1 protein-coding gene is annotated in these 492 nt (G+C 52.0%); it reads right to left on the reverse strand.

All coding sequences use genetic code 11. The features are described from left to right. Positions 1 to 492, reverse strand: a 492-nt coding sequence (gene ftsA / locus ACTHUM_RS19045; RefSeq protein ID WP_440403838.1) for a cell division protein FtsA, incomplete at both ends; no start/stop codon positions are given.

The following is a 492-nucleotide window of genomic DNA, read 5'->3' on the forward strand; positions in this document are numbered from 1 at the left end:
TCTCCGCGCGGGCCGATGATTTCAGCCAATACACGGCGTGAAATTTGACGCGATTGACGGTCGCCAACGCTAGGGACTTCAATCATTTCATCCAAGCCGTCCATAGTCGGAATCGCAGCGCCGTAATGGATTTTGATGTACTCGGCTGCGCTGTGCGGCGTACGCAAGGCTTGCGCCAAGTCTTTGGTAATCAAATCGCCGGCAACGGGAATAACCGCAGTATGGCGGATGGCGCCATTAGTATAAACCGCGATGTCGGTTGTACCGCCACCGATATCGATGACGCACACACCCAAATCTTTTTCGTCTTCAGTCAAAACGGCGTGACCGCTTGCCAAAGGCTGAAGCATGATTTGATCCATTTGCATGCCGCAGCGTTGGATACATTTTTGGATATTTTGCAAAGCAGTGTTCGCACCGGTAATGATGTGTACACGGGTATCCAAACGCACGCCGCTCATACCGATAGGTTCTTTCACACCGGGTTGGTTG

The sequence above is a fragment of the Neisseria sp. P0021.S006 genome (assembly GCF_051956895.1).